The sequence below is a fragment of the Mesorhizobium sp. M0040 genome (assembly GCF_040323505.1).
Classification (GTDB): Bacteria; Pseudomonadota; Alphaproteobacteria; order Rhizobiales; family Rhizobiaceae; genus Mesorhizobium.
On record NZ_JAMYVA010000018.1, the window covers coordinates 57,773 to 81,995 of the forward strand.

General features: G+C 62.2%; 24 protein-coding genes. 14 read left to right on the forward strand and 10 right to left on the reverse strand.

Going from position 1 to position 24,223, the window contains the following annotated elements; all coding sequences use genetic code 11:
• The first annotated feature begins 102 nt into the window (after positions 1–102).
• Positions 103–1,197: a COX15/CtaA family protein gene (locus NKJ91_RS17655; RefSeq protein ID WP_352456601.1), complete on the forward strand. Its 1,095-nt coding sequence runs from the start codon at positions 103–105 to the stop codon at positions 1,195–1,197.
• On the opposite strand, the gene NKJ91_RS17660 is transcribed toward NKJ91_RS17655, so the two are convergent.
• Genes NKJ91_RS17660 through speB form a run of 3 tightly spaced genes read right to left on the reverse strand, consistent with a single transcriptional unit; the run spans position 1,187 to position 3,990 of the window.
• A complete protein-coding gene (locus NKJ91_RS17660) occupies positions 1,187–2,026 on the reverse strand; it encodes an aminoglycoside phosphotransferase family protein (RefSeq protein WP_352456602.1) in 840 nt (279 codons plus the stop codon). The genes NKJ91_RS17655 and NKJ91_RS17660 overlap by 11 nt on opposite strands.
• Entirely contained in the window at positions 2,027–2,953 is a 927-nt protein-coding gene (argC, locus tag NKJ91_RS17665) for an N-acetyl-gamma-glutamyl-phosphate reductase (protein WP_352456603.1), read from the reverse strand.
• A 29-nt stretch (positions 2,954–2,982) separates the two neighbouring features.
• The gene (speB, locus tag NKJ91_RS17670) at positions 2,983–3,990 is read right to left on the reverse strand and encodes an agmatinase (RefSeq protein ID WP_352449331.1); all 1,008 of its coding nucleotides are present in this window, start codon (positions 3,988–3,990) and stop codon (positions 2,983–2,985) included.
• Positions 3,991–4,276: 286 nt separating this feature from the next.
• Between speB and NKJ91_RS17675 the strand changes: the two genes are divergently transcribed.
• Entirely contained in the window at positions 4,277–5,335 is a 1,059-nt protein-coding gene (locus NKJ91_RS17675) for a glycerophosphodiester phosphodiesterase family protein (protein ID WP_352456604.1), read from the forward strand.
• Positions 5,336–5,690: 355 nt separating this feature from the next.
• Here the strand turns inward: NKJ91_RS17675 and NKJ91_RS17680 are convergent, their stop codons facing one another.
• Positions 5,691–6,569 (reverse strand): aldo/keto reductase family oxidoreductase, encoded by an 879-nt coding sequence (locus tag NKJ91_RS17680; RefSeq protein ID WP_352456605.1) that lies wholly within the window; start codon positions 6,567–6,569, stop codon positions 5,691–5,693.
• 94 nt (positions 6,570–6,663) lie between these two features.
• Here NKJ91_RS17680 and NKJ91_RS17685 point away from each other — a divergent pair, with 94 nt between their 5' ends.
• A complete protein-coding gene (locus NKJ91_RS17685) occupies positions 6,664–7,557 on the forward strand; it encodes a LysR family transcriptional regulator (protein WP_352456606.1) in 894 nt (297 codons plus the stop codon).
• A gap of 108 nt (positions 7,558–7,665) precedes the next feature.
• On the opposite strand, the gene rpsI is transcribed toward NKJ91_RS17685, so the two are convergent.
• The 3 genes from rpsI to NKJ91_RS17700 form a co-directional block, all read right to left on the reverse strand.
• Positions 7,666–8,148 (reverse strand): 30S ribosomal protein S9, encoded by a 483-nt coding sequence (gene rpsI / locus NKJ91_RS17690; RefSeq protein WP_352456607.1) that lies wholly within the window; start codon positions 8,146–8,148, stop codon positions 7,666–7,668.
• Between the two features lies 1 nt (position 8,149).
• The gene (rplM, locus tag NKJ91_RS17695; RefSeq protein ID WP_023674645.1) at positions 8,150–8,614 is read right to left on the reverse strand and encodes a 50S ribosomal protein L13; all 465 of its coding nucleotides are present in this window, start codon (positions 8,612–8,614) and stop codon (positions 8,150–8,152) included.
• A gap of 214 nt (positions 8,615–8,828) precedes the next feature.
• The gene (locus NKJ91_RS17700) at positions 8,829–9,293 is read right to left on the reverse strand and encodes a PaaI family thioesterase (protein WP_023674646.1); all 465 of its coding nucleotides are present in this window, start codon (positions 9,291–9,293) and stop codon (positions 8,829–8,831) included.
• 151 nt (positions 9,294–9,444) lie between these two features.
• On the opposite strand from NKJ91_RS17700, the gene NKJ91_RS17705 reads away from it, so the two are divergent.
• From NKJ91_RS17705 to NKJ91_RS17725, 5 genes are all read left to right on the forward strand, one after another.
• The gene (locus NKJ91_RS17705) at positions 9,445–10,266 is read left to right on the forward strand and encodes an enoyl-CoA hydratase (protein ID WP_352456608.1); all 822 of its coding nucleotides are present in this window, start codon (positions 9,445–9,447) and stop codon (positions 10,264–10,266) included.
• 9 nt (positions 10,267–10,275) lie between these two features.
• On the forward strand, positions 10,276–10,698 hold the full coding sequence (locus NKJ91_RS17710; protein ID WP_352456609.1) for a VOC family protein: 423 nt from the start codon (positions 10,276–10,278) through the stop codon (positions 10,696–10,698).
• A gap of 77 nt (positions 10,699–10,775) precedes the next feature.
• The gene (locus NKJ91_RS17715) at positions 10,776–11,297 is read left to right on the forward strand and encodes a CoA-binding protein (RefSeq protein WP_352456610.1); all 522 of its coding nucleotides are present in this window, start codon (positions 10,776–10,778) and stop codon (positions 11,295–11,297) included.
• 172 nt (positions 11,298–11,469) lie between these two features.
• The gene (locus NKJ91_RS17720; RefSeq protein WP_023674650.1) at positions 11,470–12,750 is read left to right on the forward strand and encodes an O-acetylhomoserine aminocarboxypropyltransferase; all 1,281 of its coding nucleotides are present in this window, start codon (positions 11,470–11,472) and stop codon (positions 12,748–12,750) included.
• A gap of 5 nt (positions 12,751–12,755) precedes the next feature.
• Positions 12,756–13,106, forward strand: coding sequence for a cupin domain-containing protein (locus NKJ91_RS17725; RefSeq protein ID WP_352456611.1), 351 nt, complete (start codon positions 12,756–12,758; stop codon positions 13,104–13,106).
• Positions 13,107–13,214: 108 nt separating this feature from the next.
• On the opposite strand, the gene NKJ91_RS17730 is transcribed toward NKJ91_RS17725, so the two are convergent.
• Positions 13,215–14,831: an LVIVD repeat-containing protein gene (locus NKJ91_RS17730; protein ID WP_352456612.1), complete on the reverse strand. Its 1,617-nt coding sequence runs from the start codon at positions 14,829–14,831 to the stop codon at positions 13,215–13,217.
• Between NKJ91_RS17730 and NKJ91_RS33850 the strand changes: the two genes are divergently transcribed.
• Both NKJ91_RS33850 and NKJ91_RS17735 read left to right on the forward strand, forming a co-directional pair.
• Positions 14,808–15,134, forward strand: a complete 327-nt coding sequence (locus NKJ91_RS33850) for a LysR family transcriptional regulator (protein WP_502903605.1) — start codon at positions 14,808–14,810, stop codon at positions 15,132–15,134. The genes NKJ91_RS17730 and NKJ91_RS33850 overlap by 24 nt on opposite strands.
• Entirely contained in the window at positions 15,083–15,673 is a 591-nt protein-coding gene (locus NKJ91_RS17735; RefSeq protein ID WP_502903606.1) for a LysR substrate-binding domain-containing protein, read from the forward strand. Before NKJ91_RS33850 ends, NKJ91_RS17735 begins: the two co-directional genes overlap by 52 nt.
• A gap of 170 nt (positions 15,674–15,843) precedes the next feature.
• On the opposite strand, the gene NKJ91_RS17740 is transcribed toward NKJ91_RS17735, so the two are convergent.
• Positions 15,844–17,091, reverse strand: a complete 1,248-nt coding sequence (locus tag NKJ91_RS17740; protein ID WP_352456613.1) for a cytochrome P450 — start codon at positions 17,089–17,091, stop codon at positions 15,844–15,846.
• 96 nt (positions 17,092–17,187) lie between these two features.
• On the opposite strand from NKJ91_RS17740, the gene NKJ91_RS17745 reads away from it, so the two are divergent.
• Positions 17,188–18,291, forward strand: a complete 1,104-nt coding sequence (locus NKJ91_RS17745; protein ID WP_352456614.1) for an NAD(P)/FAD-dependent oxidoreductase — start codon at positions 17,188–17,190, stop codon at positions 18,289–18,291.
• A 3-nt stretch (positions 18,292–18,294) separates the two neighbouring features.
• Here NKJ91_RS17745 and NKJ91_RS17750 read toward each other — a convergent pair whose 3' ends face one another.
• Positions 18,295–18,885: a hypothetical protein gene (locus NKJ91_RS17750; RefSeq protein WP_023674654.1), complete on the reverse strand. Its 591-nt coding sequence runs from the start codon at positions 18,883–18,885 to the stop codon at positions 18,295–18,297.
• 348 nt (positions 18,886–19,233) lie between these two features.
• Between NKJ91_RS17750 and NKJ91_RS17755 the strand changes: the two genes are divergently transcribed.
• The 3 genes from NKJ91_RS17755 to lon all read left to right on the forward strand — a co-directional run bounded on the left by NKJ91_RS17755 (position 19,234) and on the right by lon (position 24,134).
• Positions 19,234–19,863: an ATP-dependent Clp protease proteolytic subunit gene (locus NKJ91_RS17755; RefSeq protein WP_023674655.1), complete on the forward strand. Its 630-nt coding sequence runs from the start codon at positions 19,234–19,236 to the stop codon at positions 19,861–19,863.
• A 304-nt stretch (positions 19,864–20,167) separates the two neighbouring features.
• On the forward strand, positions 20,168–21,442 hold the full coding sequence (clpX, locus tag NKJ91_RS17760) for an ATP-dependent Clp protease ATP-binding subunit ClpX (protein ID WP_006332719.1): 1,275 nt from the start codon (positions 20,168–20,170) through the stop codon (positions 21,440–21,442).
• Between the two features lie 280 nt (positions 21,443–21,722).
• Complete coding sequence (gene lon, locus NKJ91_RS17765; protein ID WP_023674656.1) at positions 21,723–24,134, forward strand: endopeptidase La; 2,412 nt, start codon at positions 21,723–21,725, stop codon at positions 24,132–24,134.
• Positions 24,135–24,223 lie beyond the last annotated feature (89 nt).

Genomic DNA, 24,223 nt, shown 5'->3' on the forward strand with positions numbered 1-24,223 from the left:
CAACCCGCCAGAAACGGCGCGACGGCGTGCCGCGCTGTCCGGTCTTGCAAGCCGGGTTGCGATGGTTCACCAATCCGCGACTTCAACTGTCGGGACAAATCCATGGCTGCTGCCATATCCGATGCCGCGCCTTTCGCCGCCCGCGATCGCGACCTTCGCAACCGCGCGCTGGTGCGCGGTTGGCTCTATGTCGTGCTCCTGGTGCTGTTTGCGCTGGTACTGGTCGGCGGCGCTACAAGGCTCACCAATTCCGGCCTGTCGATCACCGAATGGCAGCCGATACACGGCGTCATCCCGCCGCTCAATGATGCCGAGTGGCAGGAGGAGTTCCTGCGCTACCAGCAGATCCCGCAATATGCCGAACTCAACAACGGCATGAGCATCGAGGCGTTCAAGTCGATCTTCTGGTGGGAATGGGTGCACCGCATCCTGGCGCGTAGTGTCGGCGTGGTCTTCGCCCTGCCGCTGCTGTTCTTCTGGGCGACGCGCCGCATCGAGCGCGGGCTCGGAACGAAATTGTCGGGCATCCTCCTTCTCGGCGCCCTGCAGGGCGCGATAGGCTGGTGGATGGTGGCGTCCGGGTTGGTCGACCGGGTTTCGGTCAGCCAATACCGGCTGGCGACGCATCTGACGCTGGCGGCGCTGATATTCACGGCGACCATGGTGGTCGCGCGCGGATTGGCCCCACACTCCGAACCGGCCGCCGACCGCTCAACGCAACGCCTGGCCGGCTTGCTGGTGCTGCTGGCGCTGGTCCAGATCTATCTCGGCGGGCTGGTCGCAGGGCTAGACGCCGGCTTGAGCTACAACACCTGGCCGCTGATGGACGGCAAGCTGGTTCCCGGCGACCTGCTGCTGCTGGAGCCGGCATGGCGCAATTTCTTCGAAAACCCGAAGACGGTGCAATTCGTCCACCGGGTCGGCGCCTACACGATCTTCGCGGCCGCGCTCTGGCACATGATTGCGACACGCCGGCGCCTGCCGGGCACGACGCATGCCCGACGCGCGACGCTGCTGTTCCTGATTGTCGTGGTGCAGGCATCGATCGGCATCGGCACGCTATTGATGCATGTGCCACTGCACATGGCCCTGACGCATCAAGCATTCGCGCTGTTTCTGCTCGGCTTCGCCGCCGCGCATTGGCGCGGTACCAAGGGCGCTTACCCGCTGCCCCACGAGATCGCTCTCAGAGGCTGAGCCGCACCCGCCGGATTGCCGCGGCAATCGCCAGTTCGCGGTTTTCGTCGACCGCATTCCGATCTTCATGGTGCGATGCAGCCGACAGGCAGCCATAGGCGATGGCGTGGTCCAGTATCGCGGGCGGCGACTGGCCGAGCGTTGCGGCAAAGACATGCGCCATATGCGCGATCCGCCGCGGATCGAGGCAAAGATCGTCTCGGTCGAGTGGGTTGTAGAACACATTGGCGGCATCGAAGCCGGGGTCGCCGAGAACGCCCTTCGGATCGATCGCCAGCCAGCCGCGCGGACCGTGCATGATGTTGTCGTGATGCAGGTCGCCATGCAGCGGCCGTACGTCGTGCGGATTGGACAACAGCCGTTCCGCGATTTCGGCAGCTTCGACATACAGGCTCTTTTCGCCGGCGGCGCGATCGGCCTTCGCCTTTTTGAACAGGCTGGAAAACCGGGTCCGCAACGGCTGAAGGTCCGGCGGGGCAGGGTGCTTCGACGGCGAGAACAGCTTGGCCATTACCTCCGCCGCGATCGCGGTGGCGACATTGTCGCCCTGATCCGCAATCATCTGTGACAGCGAGGTTTCGCCGGCATACTCGAGCAGCATGCGGTGGCCATCGCGGCCCAGCAGCCGCACCGCGCCTTCGCCGCGTCGCCAGGCGAGGAAATGCTCGCCGCGCAACTCGTCCTCGACATCGTCGAAAGGCTTTAGATCCTTGACGATTGCCGGTGAGCCGTCTTCGCGCGCGACCTTCCAGATGCGGCTGCTGAACGTTTCGGCGATGAGTTCGGGCGCGCCGACCTTCCAGCGCTTTGGAAATGCCGGCACATCCATTCAGAGGCCGAGCATCAGATCCATGTTCTGCACGGCGGCGCCCGAGGCGCCCTTGCCGAGATTGTCATAGACCGCAAGCAGCAGCGCCTGCGCTCGATCGTCATTGGCGAAGACATAGAGCTTCATCCGGTTGGTGCCATTATAGATCTCCGGATCGATGTCAGGCATGCGTTCCTGATGCAGATACGGCGCCACCTCGACCGCGCCGCCATCGAGGGAAGCGAAATGATCGGCGATCGCCGCGTGAAGCTCGGCGCCGGTCGGCACATGGTCGAGGCCGCCGAGTTGCAGCGGCACCACCGTGATCATGCCTTGCGCGAAATTGCCGACTGCCGGCTGCATAATCGGATCGTGCGAAAGCCTAGCATACGTCCTGAGCTCCGGCACGTGCTTGTGCTGCAGCGTCAGTCCGTAGGGCAGGAATTCCGGTGCATCCTCGCCCTTGGCGACATAATCCTCGATCATTGGCCGGCCGCCGCCGGAATAGCCGGAAATGCCGTTGACGGTGACCGGAAAATCGGCCGGCAGCAGCCCCGCCGCAACCAGCGGCCGCAGCGTCGCGATTGGTCCTTGCGGCCAGCAGCCCGGATTGGCGACGCGCTTCGCCGAAGCGATCTTCTTCGCCTGGTCCTTGTCCATTTCGGCGAAGCCATATTCCCACCCATCGGCGACACGATGCGCCGTCGAGGCGTCGATCACTTTGGTGGTGTCATTGGCGATCAGCGAAACGCTTTCCTTGGCGGCTGCGTCCGGCAGACAGAGGATCGCGACATCCGCAGCATTGAGGAACTCGGCGCGCGCTGCCGTTTCCTTGCGGCGCTCGGTCGGGATGGAGATGATTTCCAGGTCGCCACGCTCGGCAAGCAGCGCCCTTATCTGCAGACCGGTGGTGCCGTGCTCGCCGTCGATGAAGATTTTCGGTTTCATTGCTTGCCAAAATTCCTGTTATCTCAAAGCTATATGCCGCTTGCCTGATTCAATCCGGCGACGCCGTGATTGCCCTGGTTCATTTCTTCGAGTCGGGCCTTTCGTTCCGCCAACAGCCCGAGATAGTGCATGGCCACCATCGACCCGGCAATTGCCGTTATATCGGCGTGATCATAGGCTGGCGCAACCTCGACGACGTCGGCGCCGACGATATCGAGCTGGTTGATCTGGCGCAGCACCGACAGGATCTTTGCCGAAGACGGGCCTCCCGCGACCGGCGTTCCGGTGCCGGGCGCAAAAGCCGGGTCCAGGCAATCGATGTCGAAAGTAACGTAGGTCTTCTTGCCGCCCGTACGGTCGACGATGGCATACGCGATGTCCGACGCACGCATTTCCTCCACTTCATGGCCATACAGGATCTTGATACCGAACGTGTCGGGCGCATGGGTGCGGATGCCGATCTGGATCGACCGGTCGGGGTCGATGATGCCCTCCTTGACTGCACGGCCGACGAAGGAGCCGTGATCGATGCGCTTGCCGTCGTCGGGCCAGGTGTCCTGGTGTGCGTCGAACTGCACCAGAGCCAGCGGGCCATGGATGGCGGCATGCGCCTTGAGCAGCGGCCAGGTGACGAAGTGATCGCCACCGAGTGACAGCAGAAAGGCGCCGGATTTCAGGATCTTCGCCGCTTCGCGTTCGATCGTGGCAGGCGTCTTCTGGTGATTGCCGCTGTCGAGCAGGCAGTCGCCATAATCGACCACGGCAAGCTGTTCGAACAGATCGCGCGAAAACGGATATTGCGGATCGTTGTCGAGGATGGCCGAGGCGCGGCGGATTGCCTGCGGTCCGAAACGGGCGCCCGGCCGATTGGTGACCGCAGCGTCGAAGGGAATGCCCCACACCACCGCATCGGCGTCCTTCACGTCCTTCGAATATTTGCGCCGCATGAACGACAGGGCGCCGGCATAGGTCGGCTCGAACGACGCACCCGTCCTGGAGCGGGTGGTGAAGGCGTGATCGATGGTCCTTGGCGGCATGAAGCGATCTCCTGTGCGTCGACGCGCAACCTTATTGGACATAATTCTCAGAATTGCGACCCCTGCGGAGGATCATGGCCATTCGATCCGGTCACAAATCCTTGCTCGCCAGGCGAACCCGGCATGGCTCGCCAGGAGATTGCCTGGCAAGCAACCGAAAGTAGCCGCCGACGACTGCTTCGGCCGGCGCTGACCTGATTTTCCGGCATTTTGCAAGCCGGCTTCGTTCACTGGGGTGTCACGAGCGTCGCTTAACCGGGTGTCGATCCGGTACGGAGCGATTCTCATGCGAACGACTTGGCTGAGCCTTCTGCTTTCCGTCGCGCTGACGGTCCCACTTGGTCATGCGTCGGCAGGCGAAACGCGCGCGAGGCAGATACTCGACCGCTTCGAGCATGCCAACCAATGGCGCGACCATGTGATGGTGGCCGCGCACCGCGCCGGCGGCATGCAGGCCGGCAAGACGCTCTATCCCGAAAATTCGATCGCCGCCGTCGAGGCGTCGATCGCAATGGGCGCCGAAATCGTCGAGGTCGATATCAGGCGCTCGAAGGACGGACAGTTCGTCGTCATGCATGACAGTTGGCTCGACCGCACCACGACTTGCAAAGGTGAGGTCGACAAGCACACATTGGCCGAACTCAAGACGTGCCGGTTGGTGATCGAAGGCACCGGCGCCGTTACCGGCGAGACGGTCTCGACGTTGCGCGAGCTGTTGATGGCGACTAGGGACAGGATCCTCATCAATCTCGATAACAAGCTCGATACCGAAAGCCTGGCCGGCATGGTCGCGGTCGCGCGCGACCTCGGCATGGCCGAACAGGTGATCGTCAAGGAGAACCTGTGGGATGCGGAGAGGATCGCCACGGTTGCGGCCGCCATGGACGCGATCGAGGGCGGCTTCCAGTTCATGCCGATCATTGCCGACGATGCGGTTCACGACGCGATGTTTGCCGAAAAAGTCAGCCGGGCGTTCCCGGTGCGGGCGATCGAACTGATCAATTGGCGGGCCGGCGCCGAGACACTGACCGAGACCGGCGGCCCGCTGTTCAGCCCGCGCATGCGCGCGATCGCCGTGAGGGGCGACTGGCACATCTGGGCCGACACCTATGCCATCGTCAACAAGCCGGGCGGCTTCCTCGCCGGCGGCCGCGGCGACGAGCTGGCGGTCGCGGCCAGCCTGCCGCGCGAGACTTATGGTTTCTGGGTCGAGCGAGGCGCCACCATCATCCAGACCGACGAACCGAAGGCCGCCATCAGTTGGCTGGCGGCGAACGGTTTTCGCGTGCCCTATGCCGGTGAGAAGCGCCCGGCCGAGCCGGCCAACACGGCCAGCATCAACTAGACCGGCGCGGCGAGAACTGGATCTCCCTCTTGTGGGGACGATGCCCGGCAGGGCAGAAGGGCGCTGTCCCGCCGACCCCAGGCCGGCAGCGCCAAACTTTCGAAGGAACTCAGAAACAGAAAACCCGCCTCTGTGGGCGGGTCGTTGGAGCCAATTAGCACCACACCCAGATTAGTAGCATAGCTGCCGGCACAAAGCAAGAACAAAATGTGGCGTAGTGGCAGAAAAATGCGACGATCCTTCAGCGTCTCGGCTGTCCCGCCTGTAAGGTCGCGCGCCTTAGCTGTCGTGCCGGCAATCTTCCCCGCAAGGGAACCCACTTGGGGGAGATTGGCTCATCACTGCCTTCGGTAATCTACCCGCAGGCCGCCATTGCCACACCATCCAGCTCCTTGATGACATCGTCCGACAGTTCGAGGTCGGCAGCGGCGAGGTTCTCCCGCAGATGCGCGACGGCAGACGTGCCGGGGATCAGAAGAATGTTGGGTCCGCGGCGAAGCAGCCAGGCGAGCGCGACCTGCATGGGCGTGGCGCCGAGGCGTGCGGCGACCTTGGACAAGGTCGACGACTGCAACGGGTTGAAGCCGCCAAGTGGGAAGAACGGCACATAGGCGGTGCCGTCGTGGGCGAGATCGTTGATCAAGGCATCATCGCCCCGATGCGCCAGATTGTACTGGTTCTGCACGCAGACGATCCTGCACATCCTGCGGCCTTCGGCGATCTGTGCAGCGGTGACGTTGCTCAGCCCGATGTGGCGCACGAGGCCCTGTCGCTGGAGCTCGGCAAGCGTCGCAAGCGGCGCCTCGATCGACCCTTCGGCGGGGCCATGCGCGTCGAACATGACCCGAAGGTTGACCACCTCCAGCACGTCGAGTCCGAGATTGTGCAGATTGTCGTGCACCGCCTGTGTCAGCTCTTCTGCCGAGAAGGCCGGCAGCCATGAGCCATCCGTGCCGCGTCGGGCACCGATCTTGGTGACGATAACGAGGTCGTCGGGATAGGGTGCGAGCGCTTCGCGGATCAACAGGTTGGTCACGTGCGGGCCATAGAAGTCGCTGGTGTCGATGTGGTTGACGCCTTGTGCAACGGCTTCGCGCAGTACGGCCAATGCCGCGTCGTGGTCCTTTGGTGGGCCGAAGACGCCGGGCCCTGCGAGCTGCATGGCACCGTAGCCGAGCCGTCTCACCTTGCGGTCGCCGAGGATGAATGTGCCGGACTGGTCGACGCTGGACATGGTCTTTCTCCTTCAGGGATGGTGCAGAGATAGACGCTGTCCGATCTCATGATAATTGGGTACAATTCGCACGGGCTGTGCGGAATGACGAACAATGCAGATTGATCTCGGGGATCTGAACGCCTTCGTGGCCGTAGCGCGCGCCAAAGGCTTTCGCGATGCGGCACGCGCCAACGGCGGCAGTGCGTCCGGCTTGAGCGAGGCGGTACGCCGCCTGGAGACGCAGCTCGGTGTCAGGCTGCTCAACCGGACGACCCGCAGCGTCGTCCTGACGGAAGCTGGCGAAGGCCTGCTGGCGCGGCTCGGTCCTGCCTTGACCGAGGTGGAATCGGCCCTCGACGTAGTGAACGGCTTTCGCGACAGGCCGGCAGGTACGTTGCGCCTCAATGTGCCGGTCAGCGCGGCGCGGCTGGTACTGCCCAGCATCGTTCCGCCTTTTCTCGCCGCCTATCCGGGCATCCGGTTGGAGGTGATCTCGGAGGAGAGCTTCGTCGATGTGCTGGCGGCGGGGTGCGACGCCGGCATTCGCTATGAGGAGCGGCTGGAGCAGGACATGATCGCTGTGCCGATCGGACCGCGCGTGCAGCGCTTCGCCATCGCCGCCAGCCCGGCCTACCTGGATCGTCATGGCCGGCCGCAACACCCGCGCGACCTGCTCGGCCACGCCTGCCTGCGCGGCCGCTTTGCCAGCCGTGCGATGCCGCCGTGGGAATTCGAGCGCGACGGCGAGGTGGTGCGGGTCGACCCGACGGGGCCGCTTGTCGTGACCCTGGGCGGGGCGACTGACCTCAAAGTCGATGCAGCCATCGCCGGCACCGGCATCATCAGCCTGTTCGAGGATTGGCTACGCCCTCACTTCGAGAGCGGGGCGCTCGAACCGCTGCTTGAACCCTGGTGGCAGAGCTTCTCCGGGCCGTTCCTTTACTATCCCGGCCGGCGCCTCGTGCCGGCGCCGTTGCGGGCGTTCATTGACTTCATCAAGGCCTGAAGTCTGCCACCATGCGTGCGAGCCGCGCCCGATGGGGTGATTGGTGCCTCTTTTTGTGGAAAAGGCCGCCCGGAGGCGGCCTTTCGAAAACGTGTAATTGCGCAGCGCTTAACGCTTGGAGAACTGGAAGCTCCGGCGGGCCTTTGCCTTGCCGTACTTCTTGCGCTCGACGACGCGGCTGTCGCGGGTCAGGAAGCCACCCTTCTTGAGCACGGCGCGCAGCGCCGGCTCGTAATAGGTCAGCGCCTTGGAGATGCCGTGGCGCACGGCACCCGCCTGGCCGGAAAGGCCGCCGCCGATGACGGTGGCAACGATGTCGTACTGGCCGGCGCGATTGGCGGCGATGATCGGCTGGTTGAGGATCATCTGCAGCACCGGACGCGCGAAATATTCGGCGAACACCTTGTCGTTGACGACGATCTTGCCGGAGCCGGGCGTCACCCAGACGCGGGCGATGGCGTTCTTGCGCTTGCCGGTGGCGTAGGCGCGGCCCGACTTATCGAGTTTCTGGACGTGGACGGGTGCGGCCGGCTGGGTGTTGGTATTGCCGGTGGCAGCTCCGAGTTCTGCGAGCGAGGAAAGCTCAGCCATCTTACGAAACCTTCTTGTTCTTGGCGTTCAGCTTGGCCACGTCGAGGACGACAGGCTGCTGGGCGACATGCGGATGTTCCGTGCCTGCATAGACGCGGAGGTTCTTCATCTGGCGACGGCCGAGCGGGCCACGCGGGATCATGCGTTCGACGGCCTTCTCGACGACACGTTCGGGGAAACGACCCTCGAGCAGCTGGCGCGCGGTGCGCTCCTTGACGCCGCCGGGGTGGCCGGTGTGCCAGTAATAGACCTTGTCGGTGAACTTCTTGCCGGTGAACACCACCTTGTCGGCATTGATGACGATGACGTTGTCGCCGTCGTCGACGTGCGGGGTGAAGGTGGGCTTGTGTTTGCCGCGAAGATGATTGGCGATGACAGTGGCGAGACGGCCGACGACGAGACCCTCGGCGTCGATCAGCACCCACTTCTTCACCACATCCGCAGGCTTCTGCGAAAAGGTTGCCATGGATTGTTGCTTTCGGTTCGGACCTTCAAAAGAAGGCGTTTCTTGTTGCTTGGATTGGCGAAAGGCGCTTGCCCGCCGCCAATAACAAAACGGCGGCCTTTGCGGGCCGCTGTTCCGTGAGGGCTTATAGGAGAGGACGGCGACTGCGTCAAGGCGCGTGAAATGTCGGCAAGCTATCAAAATCCAGCAAAAACAATGCCTTGGGTGAAAGGTATTATTTTACCACACCATCAATCCGCTTTGGCGGGATCGAATAGGTGCCCGTTGCGTGCGCTACTGTGTGTCCCTCCGGGCCGGCGACGATGTCGATATCGAACACCATCAGGCTCTTGCCGAGCTTGAGGATGCGGCAATGGCCGTCGATCGGCCCGGCCTCGGCCTTGCGGACGAAATTGATGTTGAGACTGGTGGTGACCGAAAGCGCATCCGGTCCGGCATGCGAGAGCACGCAGACATAGCCGCCTATGTCGGCCAGCGTGAACAGCGCCGAACCCGACACGGTGCCGCCGGGACGCAAATGGCGCTCGTCGGCATTGAGTCGCACGACACAGCCGCCTGGAAACACCTCCAACGCCTCATAGAAGGTGAACTGGTCGTTGAGTTGCGGGAAAACGGTCGCCATCAGCGCGTTGACATCAGCAGCCGTCAGCACCGGCTTGAGGTTGCTTTGGGCAGGCATGTCGGTCCCTCGTTTGCGCCTGCCTGTATGAGCGTAGCGTGCTGTTTCTGGCAACAGCCATTCATTATGGCAGAAGCGGGGTGTTGGACGAAGCGAGACCGGCATACTAGATTAGTCGATCACCGATCCGGAATCGCGGAGGAATGACCCCATGGCCGAAATCGTTGCCATCAAACCTGCCGTTGCCGAAGGGCCGGTCGTCTCCAGGCTGGACAAGGGCGTGCTGCGCCTGACGCTTGCCAATCCGCCGGCCAATGCTCTTTCGCTTGCAGTGATGGCGGCGCTGATGGCGGAACTCGACCGCGCCAAGGCCGACAAATCCGTCCGCGTCATCGTGCTCGGGGCGGTCGGCAAGGTGTTCTGCGCCGGACACGACCTCAAGGAGTTGAGCGCGCACCGCGCCGATGCCGATCGCGGCAGGGGCTTCTTCGAAAAGACGTTTTCCGCCTGCGCTTCATTGATGCAGGCGATCGTTCGCCATCCTAAGCCGGTGATCGCCGAAGTCGACGGCCTGGCGACGGCGGCCGGATTGCAGCTGGTTGCCAGCTGCGATCTCGCCATCGCCTCGCACGAGGCGACCTTCTGCACGCCTGGCGTCAATATCGGACTGTTCTGCTCGACGCCGATGGTGGCGCTGTCGCGCAACGTCTCGCGCAAGCACGCCATGGAGATGCTTTTGACCGGCGAGACGATCGATGCGGCAACCGCCAAGGAATTCGGCTTGGTCAACCGCGTCGTGCCGCGCGAATATCTGAATCAGATTGTCACCAAATACGCGCAAACTATTGCGTCCAAATCGTCCTTGGTCGTCAAGATCGGCAAGGAAGCCTTTTATGAGCAGGCCGAGATGGGGCTGGCCGAGGCCTATGATTACACCGGGCGCGTCATGGTCGAGAACATGCTGGCGCGCGATGCGGAAGAGGGCATTGGCGCCTTCATCGGCAAGCGCAAGCCGGAATGGCCGGAGGAATAGGAGGCGGATATGGAACCGCGCATCTCCATCATCACCATCGCCACGGACGATCTTGACCGCGCCGTGCGCTTCTACGAGGCGATGGGCCTGAAGCGCCATGCCGGGATCACCGAGGGCGTTGCCTTCTTCCAGATGGGCGGCGCCATTCTTGGCTTGTTTCCGCGCCCAAGCGCCGAAGAGGATTCGGGCGTCACCTTCTCCAGGGCGCCGTCGGCCGTCTACCTCGCCTACAACACCCGCTCCGACGTCGAGGTCGATGCAGTGCTGGCGATGGCCGAGAGGGCCGGCGGCCGTATCGTCAAGCCGGCTGGCCGCGCATTCTGGGGCGGTTGGTACGGCTATTTCGCCGATGCCGACGGGCACATCTGGGAAGTGGCGCACAATCCGGCTTTTCCGATCGCGGAAGACGGATCGATTTCGCTGCCCGGCTGACGAGGTTCCCCTCTGGCTCATCGCAAGCAACTGACGCGGCTGTTGGCACCTCACTCCGAAGCGCTGTATGACGAGGCATGAACCACGACGCCTACGACAACGCCTATATCGCCGGCATCCTCAATTCGGTGAAGACCATCGCCTTGGTCGGCGCGTCGGCCAACGATGTGCGGCCGAGCTATTTCGTGCTGAAATATCTGCTCGGCAAAGGGTTTTCGGTGTTCCCGATCAATCCCGGCCAGGCCGGCAAGGAGATCCTCGGCCAGATGACCTATGCCAGGCTCGCCGACGTTCCGGGACCTGTCGACATGGTCGACGTCTTTCGCGCTTCCGCTGCCGTGCCGGGCATTGTCGACGAGGTGTTGCGGCTCGATCCGCTGCCGAAGGTCATCTGGATGCAGCTTGGCATACGCCATGACGAGGCGGCCGCACGCGCCGAAGCCGCCGGCATCAAGGTGGTGATGAACCGTTGCCCCAAGATCGAATATGGCAAGCTGTCCGGCGAGATCGGCTGGACCGGCGTCAATTCAGGCGTGCTGTCGTCGAAGAAGCCGCTGATGCGGCCGGGGTTCCAGAGTTTCGGCGTTCGCCAGAAGTAGGTAATGAATAGTGAATGGTGAATAGAAGGATTTTTCTGGAAGGCGGGCAAGGCGGCATATGAGCCGCTTGCAATCAAGGTGGCGCTGGCCGACTTTGCCATTCACCATTCACCATTCACCATTCACCATTCACCATTCACCATTCACCATTCACTATTGAGGGAGGTTTTCGATGGCCCGCACGCCCGGTTTCAACACGCTCGCCGTCCATGCAGGCGCCAAGCCGGATCCGGCGACCGGCGCGCGAGCGACGCCGATCTACCAGACCACCTCCTTCGTCTTCGACGATGCCGACCATGCCGCCTCGCTGTTCGGGCTGAAGGCGTTCGGCAACATCTACACCCGCATCATGAACCCGACCCAGGCGGTGCTGGAAGAGCGCATCGCGGCACTCGAAGGCGGCACGGCAGGCCTTGCGGTCGCCTCCGGCCATGCCGCGCAGGTGCTGGTCTTCCACAATCTGATGCAGCCCGGCGACAATTTCGTTTCAGCGACAAAGCTTTACGGCGGCTCGATCAACCAATTCGGCCACGCCTTCAAGAATTTCGGTTGGCAGGTGCGCTGGGCCGACACCAATGACATCTCGACCTTCGAGAGCCAGATCGACGACAGGACCAAGGCAATCTTCATCGAGAGCCTGGCCAATCCGGGCGGCGTCTTCGTCGATATCGAGAAGATCGGCGACATTGCCCGCAAGCACGGCCTGCCGCTGATCGTCGACAACACGCTGGCCTCCCCCTACCTGCTGCGGCCGATCGAGCATGGCGCCGACATCGTCGTGCATTCGCTGACCAAGTTCATCGGCGGCCACGGCAACTCGATCGGCGGCGCCATTGTCGACGGCGGCACCTTCGATTGGTCGAAGTCGGGCAAATATCCGATGCTGTCCGAGCCGCGCCCCGAATATGGCGGCCTCGTCCTGCACGAGACCTTCGGCAATTTCGCCTTCGCCATCGCTGCTCGCGTGCTCGGCCTGCGCGACATCGGCGCGGCGATTTCGCCGTTCAACGCATTCCTTATCCTGACCGGTCTGGAAACCTTGCCGCTCAGGATGCAGCGCCACTGCGACAATGCGGCGGCGGTCGCCGGATGGCTTTCCAACCATCCCAAGGTCGCCTGGGTGTCCTATCCCGGCCTGCCCAGCGACAAGAACAATGCGCTGCAGAAGAAGTACTCGCCGCTTGGCGCCGGCGCGGTGTTCACTTTCGGGCTGAAGGGCGGCTATGCCGCGGGCATCAAGTTCGTCGAGGCGCTCGAGCTGTTCTCGCACCTGGCCAATGTCGGCGACACCAAGTCGCTGGTCATCCACCCGGCATCGACCACGCATCGCCAGCTTTCCGACGAGCAGAAGATCAATGCCGGGGCAGGGCCGGACACGGTCAGGCTTTCGGTCGGCATCGAGGACGTCAACGACATCGTCGCCGATCTGGAACAGGCTCTCGCCAAGGTTTGATCGCCATGACCACGCCGAAATTTCTTTCCGTCGGCGTCGACACCGTCGAACCGGAACTTGGCGCACCGGCGCCGGATCGCCTGATGTCGGGCGATCCGAAATTCCGCACCTGGAATGTCGAGGAACAGCACGGCGGCCTCTATGCCGGCGTCTGGGAAGCGACGCCAGGCAAATGGCGCATCGAATATGATGAGTGGGAGTTCTGCCACATCCTGTCAGGGGTTTCGGTGATCGCCGAAGACGGCGGCGATGCACGCACCGTCAGGGCAGGCGACAGCTTCGTGCTCAGGCCGGGCTTCAAGGGAAGCTGGGAAGTGCTTGAAACGACGCGCAAGGAGTATGTAATCAAGCTTTGATCTTGCATCGCGCCGGACTTTACAAAAGGCGATCGATGTCCGTGTCGGAAAAATCCGTATCGGCTCATCATGTCGCGGTGCCATGAAACTTCAGGGTGAATGTGACCGTCACGTTCGATCCGTTTCCGGCCGCGGGCCGGTGTAGCGGAGAATCCAGAGCCCCTGGTTCTTGTCAGTTATGTAAATGAAGCCGCGCCGGTCCACGACCACGTCCTCGGTCTGAACAACCAGCTTGTCTTCCGGCATAGGGCCGTAGCGTCGGACTGGCTCCGGCGGGATGAAGTAGCCGACCTCGCGCGGAAGCCGAGTATTCGAGACGTCATAGACCCTGAGCCCAGCGTTGAAGTGCGCGATATAGAACAGATCGCCTTGTTTCTGGACATCGGGATGATGCTGGTGGTGGTTGATGTTGTGCGGTCCGCGCCAGCCGCCACGAGTTGTGAAATCCGAATAGGGAGCGCCTTCGGGTGGCACTGGTTCGGGCAACAGCGACAGCAGAAAGGGTTCACTGGAATCGGAAATATCGACGATCGAAGCGTGATGCATCGGACCACGTCCATAGGTGACGTTCTCCGAATTGGCGAAGGCAATGCCGCGCTCTGGAATCGGCAGCACGCTATGCACACCGAAGCGCGAATGAAACGGAGGGCTGAAGCTCAGGCCGCCGACCTGCCTCGGCTGGGAGACATCGCTAATATCGAGCACAACGATTCCCGCCGCACCATAAGGCAAATAGACAAGATCGCCGGTGACATAAGGCGGGCCGTGCAGCGAGACATCCTCGCCCGTGCTGGCGCAGAAGGCACTGCACATGCATTGGGGCTTCAGTCGCAACCGGTAGCGATCGGCGGTCTCCTGGTCGGCGGCGGGCTTCGCAGCCGCAAAGCTCTCGCCGCCGGCCTCGTGCTGGCCCGGCACCCACCAGCGTCCGGCTTCGCGCGGATTCGAGCGATCCGAAATATCGAGGATGACGTAGATGTTGCCCCTGTAACCCGGCATGCCGGCGGCAAGGTGGACATAACGTCCACTGGGATAGAGGTTGCGATGCGTGCCGGTTCCGCCGGTGCGGTAGTGACTGAGTTGTTTCGGATTGATGGGGTCCGCGATATCCCAGATCAGAACGCCTTCGCCGAACGGTGCGTCGGGGTCACCGCCGAAATTAGCAAAGGGCTTTTCGAGGGCGGTCACCATCGTGTCGCCGGACAAATCTATTTGTAGAGTCCACGTATTCGTGCCGAGATAGGGCACGAACTTGACCGTCTCGGGCTTGGCCGGGTCGGTCACGTCCACGATGCTCCAGCCGGAGTGCCAGAAGTGCCCAGTGTAGAGATACCAACGTTCGCCAACCTGCCTGATCGCCATTTTGAAGGCTGGGCGATGATCGAGATCGGTATAGCCCACTGCTTCGACATTGTGGGCGAAAGCGCCAGGGGGCGCTGGCGACGAAGCTGGAACGGGTTGGCCAAGGGCCTCGCAGACAAGACCGGATTGAGATGTCGCGGCGATTGTCGCGCCGATGAGTGGCACTTTCAGCATCTGGCGGCGTGAAATCTCGGAATTTTTCAAAGCGCGTCTCCCGGATTTTGCAGCTTTCCGGATTTTGCAGATTCCGATACTTTCCGTCCAATATCGTTTGAGCCATGGTAATTCTATTTGGGAAATTAAAGGCTGAAGATGAACCACAAGCTGATGCAGTCCTTCATGGCCGTCGCCGAAGAGCTGCATTTCGGGCGCGCGGCAGCGCGCTTGCATATCTCACAGCCGCCCCTGACAAAGCAGATCCAGCAACTGGAACAGGCGATGGGTGTGCGCTTGCTGGAGCGCACCAAGCGCAAGGTCGAACTGACTGCGGCGGGGCGTGTGTTCCTTGATGAGGTTAGGGCCGTGCTTCACCAGACAGAGCAGGCGGTGGAGCCGATCGTGGCGAAACCGGCCATCTTGCTGTCGGATTCATCGACGCGGCTATCTACAGCGTGGTGCCTTCTGTCGTCCAACGCTTCACCAAGCGCTATCCCGAGGTCGAGTTGAGCCTGACCGATCTGCGCATTCCCAATCAAGTCAGGGCAGTGGCCGAACGCCAGCTCGATATCGGTTTTGTTCATCCTCCCGTCGTTCACGAGGCATTGAGGGTCGAAAGCATACTGGTCGAACCCCTGATCGTGGCCTTGCCGGAAACGCATCGGCTGGCCTCGGAAGCAGAGGTCGCGCTGGCCGACCTGGCCTCCGAAGCGTTGATTCAGTTCCCGCGCAGCATCAATCCATCCCTCTATGACGAGATCGTCGGGCTGTGCCGTTCATCCGGGTTCAGCCCGAGGATCGTTCGAGAAGCAACGCCCAAGCAGACAATCATCGGACTTGTATCCGTCGGGCTGGGCGTCTCGTTGCTGCCCGCTTGTCTGCAAAATTTGCGCCGGCACGGCGTCGTTTATCGCCCCATCCAGGGACGAACCTTGTCCATCGACACTTCAATCATCTACCGGCATGAACAACCCTCGCCGGTGCTGAAGGCCTTCCTCGATATCGTCCGCGAGACGACGCTAACAGATTCAAATCCGGTCTCTCTTTAAGCTTCATGAGCGAATTTCTGTCGGCATCCGGGATTGTCAGTGTGAGGTCCTGCTTCCGGTAGCTTCATCGTTCGAGCAGCGATTATTTGGCACTCGCGACCTTGAGATGTTACCTATTTGACCGGAATTCGCCGGAGCAGGCTTTCGAAGCCTGTCGTCGGAAGCCGTCCTCAGATTCTGACGGCAAGCGTTTCCAGCCCGTGGAAATGATACGTGTCACGGAAGCGCGGCTGTTCGGCAAGACGGAGCCGCGGCAGGCGTTCGAACAAGGTTTTCAGCGACACCTGCAGTTCGAGCCGGGCGAGCGGCGCGCCGATGCAGAAATGGATGCCGGCGCCGAACGATACGTTCTTCTGGTCGGCACGGTCCGGCCTGAAGGCGAGGGGCTCGGCAAACGCAGTAGGGTCGCGATTGGCCATGCCGAGCAGCAGCCCGATCGTCTCGCCCGGCTGGACGATGATCCCCGGCCCGGCCTCGACCTCCTGATAGGCGTAGCGCGTGAACATGTGCAGCGGCGCGTCGAAGCGCAGGCACTCTTCGACCGTCGCGGCTGTTGCTTCCGGTGAGGCGAAGAAGCGGCGCGGGTCGCCGCCTTGCGCAAGGATCGAGCGCACCGCAACGCCGGTCTGGTGGACAGTTGCTTCATGGCCGGCATTGAGCAAAAGGATGGCCGAGGATACCAGCTCGTCCTCCGACAGTTTCTGGCCGTCCTCCTGTGCCGCAATCAGCAGCGACAGAAGATCCTCGCCCGGCCTCTTTCGCCGCTCGGCGACGTAGCCGCGCAAAAAATTCGAAAAGTCACGCGCGGCGCGATTGGCCGTGTCCTCCGTCTCGCGGGTGCGGCCATGCATGTACATGGCGACCATCCGATGCGACCAGTCGAGCAGCTGCGGCCCCATGTCGACCGGCACGCCGAGCATTTCCGCAATGATGGTGATCGGCAAGGGAGCTGCGAATGCCGGCAGCAGGTCGATTCCTCCTGGGTCGAAACGGTCGATCAGTTCGTTGGCCAGCGCCTCGACACGTGGCCTGAGCCGCTCGACCTGGCGCGAGACGAAGGCGCGGTTGACCAGCGTTCTGAGCCGTGTGTGGACAGGTGGCTCCAGCTCCAGCATCGAATTGGCCTCGATGCCGTCGAAGGCGCTGAGGTGCGTGCGGTCCTGACCGATGCCTCGGCTGTCCGGAATGCCGGCCGGGTTCTGCCGGCCGAAGCGGCGATCGCGCAGCAGCCGGTTGACGTCGTCGAAGCCGCCAAAGCACCAGAAACCAAACTCCTCCCAGAAGAAGGCGTTCGATGCGCCATGCAGGAAGGCGTAGGCTTCGTACGGATTCTGGAAGAACGCCGGCTCGTGCGGACCGAGCCGCAGGCGGCGGGTGGCTGGATCAAAGGCAAGGTAGGGCGGCTTCAATTCGGTCATGCCAGATCATTAGCGCGGCTTGCCAGTCTGGTGCCAGACCGTATGTTGGCCCTCCCGTGAGGTGAGCCGCCGAAGCGGTTGCGGAAGGACGGTTTCATGAATGTGATCGTGATCGGTGCGGGCATTGCCGGGCTTTCGACGGCGTGGTCGCTGGCCAAGGCCGGTCACCTCGTCTCGATCGTCGAGCAGGGACCGATCCCCAATCCGCTCGCCGCCTCCGGCGATCATCATCGCATCATCCGCCGCGCCTACCGGGCCGGAACGGGCTACGGCCGGCTGATCACCGAAGCCTATGAAGCCTGGGATGAGATGTGGGCCGATCTCGGTGAAAGCCATCTCGATCCGCGCGGCTTCATCTGCATTTCGCGCCAGCCGGGAGATGAGGCCGAGGAATACCGAGAAGGCATGGAAGCCGGGAACTACCCGTTCGAATTGTTCGAGCCGGATGCCGCGGTCGAACGCTGGCCGTTCCTAGAACCTGGTTCATTCCGCTATGCGTATTTTTCGCCGGACGGCGGCGCGCTGCACTGCCGCAAGATCGCCGCCGGCCTCGCCAGGTGGCTGCGCGCGAACGGCGCCAATGTCTACGAGAACAGCAAGGTGGTCGAGATCGACGCCGAGGCCGGGCATATCGTGCTGGCAGGCGGCGAAACGATGCAGGCCGACCGGATCGTCGTCGCTGCCGGCGCCTGGGTGCTAAAACTGTTCCCGGAGCTGGATGGCGAGCTGAAAACCTGGCGCACCGCGCTCGCCTATGTCGAACCGCCGGCGGATCTGCAGGCGGTCTGGCAGGCAGCACCGGTCGTCCTCAACATTGGCGGCACTGTCGACGGCTACGCCATCCCGCCCTCGGGCGGGGCCGGCATGAAATTCGGCTCGGGCCTGCACAGGGTGCCGACCAGCGATGCCGACTGGAACCGTCAGCCGGTGCCGGGCGAAGGCGAGGCGATCCGCAACCTGTTTTCGCCGCCGATCGCTCGTATCGACGAGTACAAGGTCACCGAGGTGGTCACCTGCGCCTACACCTTCACCGCCGACGAGAAATTCCTGGCTCACCAGAAAGGCAGATGCCTGGTCGTCTCGGCCTGCTCCGGCCACGGCTACAAGTTCGGCGCGGCAGTCGGCAGAAGGGTTGCGGCCTACGTCGGCAACGGCGATGTCGACGGCCTGAAGAAATGGCTCAGGGCGGAGGTGGCCTGAGCGCTAATACTGGCAATGCCTCGGAATATGCACGCGGCGCCAGCTGGATGAGCCCTCCCTGACCACCACGCGGCGGGCCACTGTCTGATAGGACGCCGGAATGTCGATGATGCGCCGTTGCTCCGGCCGCACGAGAACCTCTTCGGCGACGCTCTCGTATTCGGCGGGGAGGACAACGCGCCGCCGGCGTTCCGGCTCAACCACGACGATCTCGGCCATGCGTTCATAGCGCGCCTTGTGCCTGACCTTGCACAGCACCTTGCGGCCATTGATGATGCGCCATTCCCAGGAATAGCCGCCGTCATTGACCCTCACGGACCGGTAGATGGTGCGGGTGATGGCGGGCACGGTCTCGTAGCTAACGCGCGCCGGCGCGATCTGCACCACGCGCTCACGCGTCCCGTAGATCGGCGCTTCATACTGCACCTGCTGGCCGGCTGGGCTGACGAGCACATCCTCGTAGACGGTGTCGTAGACGGCCGGCCGGTTAACCTGCTCGTAGCATTCGACCGAGCGTCCGCCGGCAGCCGTTTCGGACGCCATGCCGAGAACGCTGATGCCGGTAAGGGCCAAGGAAGCAACTTTCTTGATCATCGCACTCCCCCTGTTTGAACTGCGTGAAGCGAGTTCAACGTTGAATTGTAGGGTAAGCCGTGGCCGGAAAAAGCGGTTTCACCACTTTTCGTTAAGCGATGCGGTTAAGAAACTGCTAAACAACGGCCAAGCATGGAGCGCCCCTTCCCACGGCAGGAGAGGGGCTGCAGGCACGGCGACAGGCGAAACTGGTTTGGAAACCTTGATTCGACTTAACCGGATGGCTAGGAGAGGCGGCCTTGCGCTAGGGTGAGCCGGCATCCTATTTACACAATAACGATCCAGAACCGATTCTGCCCGATTGCAAATCTCCGGCGCCGGAATCCCATCCTCAAAAAGGGATAGTCCATGAAGAACCCCGTCGAAACCTACATGAACCTCGTTCCGATGGTGGTCGAACAGACCAATCGCGGCGAGCGGGCCTACGACATTTTCTCGCGGCTCCTCAAGGAGCGCATCATTTTCATCACCGGTCCGGTCGAGGACGGCATGGCGACGCTGGTCTGCGCGCAGCTGCTGTTCCTCGAGGCGGAGAATCCGAAGAAGGAAATCAATCTCTATATCAACTCGCCCGGCGGCGTCGTCACCTCGGGCATGGCGATCTACGACACCATGCAGTTCATCAAGCCTGCCGTGTCGACGCTCTGCATCGGCCAGGCCGCATCGATGGGTTCGCTGCTCTTGACGGCGGGCCATAAGGACATGCGCTTTGCCACGCCGAACGCCCGCATCATGGTCCACCAGCCTTCCGGCGGGTTCCAGGGCCAGGCTTCCGACATCGAGCGCCATGCCCAGGACATCATCAAGCTGAAGCGCCGCCTCAACGAGGTCTACGTCAAGCACACCGGCAAGAGCTACGATGAGATTGAAAAAACGCTCGACCGTGACCATTTCATGACTGCCGACGAGGCGAGGGATTTCGGCCTCATCGACAAGGTCATTTCGTCACGTGAGCCGGTCGAAGGTATTGCCTTATAGGCCCGCGGTGGCCCCGCGGTGGCAATGAGTGGCGGGATCACGCGCTTTTGGCGCAGCTTGCGGCATTTCGGCCACAATTGGCTGTTCCCTCGACGGGTGCAATTGCCTACGTTAAGGCTATGTTGATTTTCGACGGCTTAGCTTTGCGTGGGGTTGTTCGAATCATTGCCCCGTTTTCCGATTTGTGTTTCGTACGGAATGCGTTGCGGGAGCCGGGGCACTGGCGGCAGCGGATTCCCGCGATAGATTGAATATGCGCCCTTTCAACCAGACCATCGGCGGGCGGCCATGAAAGGACAGGAAAATGAGCAAGGTCGGCAACAACAGCGGTGATTCCAAGAACACGCTTTATTGCTCGTTTTGCGGCAAAAGCCAGCACGAAGTGCGCAAGCTGATCGCCGGGCCGACGGTGTTCATCTGCGACGAATGCGTCGAACTGTGCATGGACATCATCCGCGAGGAGAACAAGACCTCGATGGTGAAGTCGCGCGAGGGCGTGCCGACCCCGCAGGAAATCCTCAAGGTTCTCGACGACTACGTCATCGGCCAGCCCTACGCCAAGCGCGTGCTGTCGGTGGCCGTCCACAACCACTACAAGCGCCTCGCCCATGCCGGCAAGAACAACGACGTCGAACTGGCGAAGTCTAACATCCTGCTGATCGGCCCGACCGGCTGCGGCAAGACGTTGCTGGCGCAGACGCTGGCCCGCATCATCGACGTCCCCTTCACCATGGCCGACGCGACGACGCTGACCGAGGCCGGCTATGTCGGCGAGGACGTCGAGAACATCATCCTGAAGCTGTTGCAGTCGGCCGACTACAATGTCGAGCGCGCCCAGCGCGGCATCGTCTATATCGACGAGATCGACAAGATCTCGCGCAAGTCGGACAATCCCTCGATCACCCGCGACGTCTCGGGCGAGGGCGTGCAGCAGGCACTTTTGAAGATCATGGAAGGCACTGTCGCCTCCGTGCCGCCGCAGGGCGGCAGGAAGCATCCGCAGCAGGAATTCCTGCAGGTCGACACCGCCAACATCCTGTTCATCTGCGGTGGCGCTTTCGCCGGCCTGGACAAGATCATCTCGGATCGCGGCAGGAAGACCTCGATCGGTTTCGGCGCCATCGTCGCTTCGCCCGAGGATCGCCGCACCGGCGATGTTTTCCGCCTGGTCGAGCCTGAGGATCTCTTGAAGTTCGGCCTCATTCCCGAGTTCGTCGGCCGTCTGCCTGTCCTGGCGACGCTGGAGGATCTCGACGAGCCGGCACTGATCCAGATCCTGACCGAGCCGAAGAACGCGCTGGTCAAGCAGTATCAGCGGCTGTTCGAGATGGAGAATGTCGACCTGACCTTCCACGAGAACGCGCTCTCGGCGATCGCCAAGCGCGCCATCGAGCGCAAGACCGGCGCGCGCGGCCTGCGTTCGATCATGGAAGCGATCCTGCTCGACACCATGTTCGAGCTGCCGGCGCTGGAAGGCGTGCGCGAAGTGGTTATTTCGGAAGAGGTGGTGTCAGGCAACGCCAGGCCGCTCTACATCTATTCCGAGCAGAAGGAAAAGAAGGGCAACGTCAGCGCCTGACGTGAGCCGGCAATGGATTTTTCCGAAACGGCGCCGCAGGGCGCCGTTTTGCTGTCGCACACCGCGTACGGCGCCGCGTAATGGCTGCGGATTGGAGGGACGGACCGTGTTGACCCTTGATCTTTACCCCCCGTGCCTCCAACTAATGGCAGAAGGCCGTGGTGCCGAATTCTGTGCTGTAAAACTCCCGTCACAAACGGTGGTAGGCGGAACGATCCCCGGTCGTTAATATGAGATTCGCGGTTGGCCGATTGGCGGCCGCGACATGAAAGGTTGGACAATGGCCAAATTATCCAAGGCTCCCAGCGACGGCGTCTTCGCAGTCCTCCCACTGCGCGACATCGTGGTGTTCCCGCACATGATCGTTCCGCTCTTCGTCGGGCGTGAAAAGTCGATCAAGGCGCTGGAAGAAGTGATGGGTCAGGAAAAGCAGATCCTGCTTGCGACCCAGATGAATGCCGCCGACGACGATCCGGAGCCCGATGCCATCTTTGACATCGGCACGCTCGCCAATGTGCTGCAATTGCTGAAACTGCCGGACGGCACCGTGAAGGTGCTGGTCGAAGGCGCCTCGCGCGCGAAAATCGTCGCGTTCACCGACCGTCCCGACTTCCATGAAGCCCGTGCTGCGGCGCTGGTCGAACCGGAGGAGGAAGAGGTCGAGGTCGAGGCGCTGGCCCGTTCCGTCGTCACCGACTTCGAGAACTACGTCAAGCTGAACAAGAAGATCTCGCCCGAAGTGGTGGGTGCCGCCAGCCAGATCGACGACTATTCCAAGCTCGCCGACACGGTCGCTTCGCATCTTGCCATCAAGATTCCCGAGAAGCAGGAGATGCTCGCCACGCTGTCCGTCAAGGAACGGCTGGAGAAGGCGATGGGCTTCATGGAAGCCGAAATCTCGGTGCTGCAGGTGGAGAAGCGCATCCGCTCGCGCGTCAAGCGCCAGATGGAGAAGACGCAGCGCGAATACTATCTCAACGAGCAGATGAAGGCGATCCAGAAGGAGCTCGGCGAGGGCGAGGACGGCCGCGACGAGGCCGCCGAGATCGAGGCGCGCATCAAGAAGACCAAGCTTTCCAAGGAGGCCCGCGAAAAAGCGGAAGCCGAACTGAAGAAGCTGCGGACGATGTCGCCGATGTCGGCTGAATCGACCGTCGTGCGCAACTATCTCGACTGGCTGCTGTCGATCCCGTGGGGCAGGAACTCCAAGGTCAAGCAGGATCTGGCCTTTGCCCAGAACGTGCTCGATACGGATCATTTCGGCCTCGACAAGGTCAAGGACCGCATCGTCGAATACCTCGCCGTGCAGAGCCGTCAGAAGAAGCTGAAGGGGCCGATCCTGTGCCTCGTCGGACCTCCCGGCGTCGGCAAGACCTCGCTCGGCAAGTCGATCGCCAAGGCGACCGGCCGTGAGTTCATCCGCATGGCGCTGGGCGGCGTGCGCGACGAGGCCGAGATCCGTGGTCACCGCCGCACCTATATCGGCTCGATGCCCGGCAAGGTCATCCAGTCGATGAAGAAGGCGAAGAAATCCAACCCGCTCTTCCTGCTCGACGAGATCGACAAGATGGGCCAGGACTTCCGCGGCGATCCGTCATCGGCTTTGCTCGAGGTGCTCGATCCCGAGCAGAACTCGACATTCATGGACCATTACCTCGAGGTCGAATACGACCTGTCGAGCGTGATGTTCGTGACGACGGCGAACACGCTGAACATCCCTGCGCCCTTGATGGACCGCATGGAGATCATCCGTATCGCGGGTTACACCGAGGACGAGAAGATCGAAATCGCCAAGCGTCACCTGATGCCCAAGGTGATCCGCGACCACGCGTTGCAGCCGAAGGAGTTCTCCGTCGGCGAGGACGCGATCCGCGGCATCATCCAGACCTACACCCGTGAAGCGGGCGTCAGGAGCCTGGAGCGCGAGCTGATGAAGCTCGGGCGCAAGGCGGTGACCGAGATCCTGAAGACGAAGAAGAAGACGATCAACATCACGGCGGACAATCTTGCCGATTATCTTGGTGTTCCGCGCTTCCGCTTCGGCCAGGTCGAGAGCGACGATCAGGTCGGCGTGGTCACCGGGCTCGCCTGGACGGAAGTCGGCGGCGAGCTGTTGACGGTGGAAGGTGTCATGATGCCCGGCAAGGGCCGCATGACCGTGACCGGCAATCTGCGCGACGTTATGAAGGAATCGATTTCGGCGGCGGCATCCTACGTCCGCTCGCGGGCCATCGATTTCGGCGTCGAGCCGCCGCTGTTCGACAAGCGCGATATCCACGTCCACGTGCCAGAAGGCGCAACGCCCAAGGACGGACCGTCGGCTGGCGTGGCGATGGCGACGGCGATCGTCTCGGTGCTGACCGGAATCCCTGTCAAGGCCGATGTGGCGATGACCGGCGAGATCACGCTGCGCGGCAGGGTGCTGCCGATCGGCGGCCTCAAGGAGAAGCTGCTTGCCGCACTTCGCGGCGGCATCAAGAAGGTGCTGATCCCGGAAGAGAACGCCAAGGATCTGGCGGAGATTCCGGAGAACGTGAAGAGCGGCATGGAGATCATTCCGGTCTCACGGGTTGGCGAAGTGTTGCGCCATGCGCTGGTGCGCATGCCGGAACCGATCCAGTGGGTTGAACCCGTCAATGCGCCGGCCGTGGTCGATGTCGGGGACGAAGCTGGTAAATCGCTGGCGCATTAGCTCTTGCTAAAGTTGCAATGCACAAAGAGAGAGCCGGGCCTTGAGCCCGGCTTTTTCATGTGAAGAACCCCGGATTTCCGGGCTTTTTT

Coding starts and splice junctions, on each gene's coding strand:
- NKJ91_RS17720 (WP_023674650.1), top strand. CDS start 11,470: ATGGCCCGCACGCCCGGTTTCAACACGCTCGCCGTCCATGCAGGCGCC.
- NKJ91_RS17685 (WP_352456606.1), top strand. CDS start 6,664: ATGCAGATTGATCTCGGGGATCTGAACGCCTTCGTGGCCGTAGCGCGC.
- speB (WP_352449331.1), bottom strand. CDS start 3,990: ATGCCGCCAAGGACCATCGATCACGCCTTCACCACCCGCTCCAGGACG.
- NKJ91_RS17660 (WP_352456602.1), bottom strand. CDS start 2,026: ATGGATGTGCCGGCATTTCCAAAGCGCTGGAAGGTCGGCGCGCCCGAA.
- NKJ91_RS17740 (WP_352456613.1), bottom strand. CDS start 17,091: ATGACCGAATTGAAGCCGCCCTACCTTGCCTTTGATCCAGCCACCCGC.
- NKJ91_RS17750 (WP_023674654.1), bottom strand. CDS start 18,885: ATGATCAAGAAAGTTGCTTCCTTGGCCCTTACCGGCATCAGCGTTCTC.
- NKJ91_RS17715 (WP_352456610.1), top strand. CDS start 10,776: ATGAACCACGACGCCTACGACAACGCCTATATCGCCGGCATCCTCAAT.
- NKJ91_RS17680 (WP_352456605.1), bottom strand. CDS start 6,569: ATGTCCAGCGTCGACCAGTCCGGCACATTCATCCTCGGCGACCGCAAG.
- NKJ91_RS33850 (WP_502903605.1), top strand. CDS start 14,808: ATGGCCGTCGCCGAAGAGCTGCATTTCGGGCGCGCGGCAGCGCGCTTG.
- NKJ91_RS17700 (WP_023674646.1), bottom strand. CDS start 9,293: ATGCCTGCCCAAAGCAACCTCAAGCCGGTGCTGACGGCTGCTGATGTC.
- rplM (WP_023674645.1), bottom strand. CDS start 8,614: ATGGCAACCTTTTCGCAGAAGCCTGCGGATGTGGTGAAGAAGTGGGTG.
- NKJ91_RS17675 (WP_352456604.1), top strand. CDS start 4,277: ATGCGAACGACTTGGCTGAGCCTTCTGCTTTCCGTCGCGCTGACGGTC.
- clpX (WP_006332719.1), top strand. CDS start 20,168: ATGAGCAAGGTCGGCAACAACAGCGGTGATTCCAAGAACACGCTTTAT.
- NKJ91_RS17710 (WP_352456609.1), top strand. CDS start 10,276: ATGGAACCGCGCATCTCCATCATCACCATCGCCACGGACGATCTTGAC.
- NKJ91_RS17705 (WP_352456608.1), top strand. CDS start 9,445: ATGGCCGAAATCGTTGCCATCAAACCTGCCGTTGCCGAAGGGCCGGTC.
- lon (WP_023674656.1), top strand. CDS start 21,723: ATGGCCAAATTATCCAAGGCTCCCAGCGACGGCGTCTTCGCAGTCCTC.
- NKJ91_RS17725 (WP_352456611.1), top strand. CDS start 12,756: ATGACCACGCCGAAATTTCTTTCCGTCGGCGTCGACACCGTCGAACCG.
- rpsI (WP_352456607.1), bottom strand. CDS start 8,148: ATGGCTGAGCTTTCCTCGCTCGCAGAACTCGGAGCTGCCACCGGCAAT.
- NKJ91_RS17755 (WP_023674655.1), top strand. CDS start 19,234: ATGAAGAACCCCGTCGAAACCTACATGAACCTCGTTCCGATGGTGGTC.
- NKJ91_RS17730 (WP_352456612.1), bottom strand. CDS start 14,831: ATGCAGCTCTTCGGCGACGGCCATGAAGGACTGCATCAGCTTGTGGTT.
- NKJ91_RS17655 (WP_352456601.1), top strand. CDS start 103: ATGGCTGCTGCCATATCCGATGCCGCGCCTTTCGCCGCCCGCGATCGC.
- argC (WP_352456603.1), bottom strand. CDS start 2,953: ATGAAACCGAAAATCTTCATCGACGGCGAGCACGGCACCACCGGTCTG.
- NKJ91_RS17745 (WP_352456614.1), top strand. CDS start 17,188: ATGAATGTGATCGTGATCGGTGCGGGCATTGCCGGGCTTTCGACGGCG.